1 protein-coding gene is annotated in these 923 nt (G+C 63.5%); it reads left to right on the top strand.

What is annotated here, in order from left to right; all coding sequences use genetic code 11:
* Window positions 1-923 (top strand): zinc-binding dehydrogenase (locus tag ACJ5NV_RS20405; RefSeq protein ID WP_411646717.1); only part of this gene is annotated, 923 nt, incomplete at both ends.

Genomic DNA, 923 nt, shown 5'->3' with positions numbered 1-923 from the left:
ACCGATGAATTCACCCGCTCTGGCGATGATCCTGAGGGGCTGTTTCCCGCCATTCTGGGCCATGAAGGTGCCGGCGTGGTGGTCGAGGTTGGCCCCGGTGTCACCAGCCTGAAGCCCGGCGATCATGTGATCCCGCTGTATACGCCGGAATGCCGCGAATGCGACTATTGTCTGAACCCGAAAACCAACCTGTGCCAGGCGGTCCGGGCGACTCAGGGGCAGGGGCTGATGCCGGATGGGACCTCGCGCTTTTCGATGCTCGATGGGACGCCGATCCTGCATTACATGGGCTGTTCGACCTTTGCCAATCACACGGTGCTGCCGGAAATCGCGCTGGCCAAGGTCCGCGATGACGCGCCCTTTGACAAGATTTGCTATATCGGCTGCGGCGTGACCACCGGCATCGGCGCGGTGATCAACACCGCCAAGGTAGAGATCGGTTCGCGGGCGATTGTCTTTGGTCTTGGCGGGATCGGGCTGAACGTGATCCAGGGGCTGCGGTTGGCGGGGGCGGATCAGATTGTTGGCGTCGATCTGAACCCGGGCAAGGTGGAGATGGCCACCCGTTTTGGCATGACCGACTTTGTGAACCCGTCGGACGTGTCGGGTGATCTGGTCGCCCATCTGGTCGCGCTGACCGGCGGCGGGGCCGATTACACGTTCGATGCGACGGGCAATGTGGGCGTGATGCGCACCGCGCTGGAGGCCGCGCATAAAGGCTGGGGCGAAAGCATCATCATCGGCGTGGCCCCTGCCGGGGCCGAGATTTCCACCCGCCCGTTCCAGCTGGTCACCGGCCGCACCTGGCGCGGCACCGCCTTTGGCGGCGCGCGGGGGCGGACTGATGTGCCCAAGATCGTGGATTGGTATATGCAGGGCAAGATCGAGATCGACCCGATGATCACCCACAAGCTGAAGCTGGA

The organism is Loktanella agnita, assembly GCF_046640325.1.
GTDB classification, from domain to species: Bacteria; Pseudomonadota; Alphaproteobacteria; order Rhodobacterales; family Rhodobacteraceae; genus Yoonia; species Yoonia agnita.
Note: the sequence above shows the minus strand (reverse complement) of the source record. Positions and strands in the feature narration are given on the sequence as shown.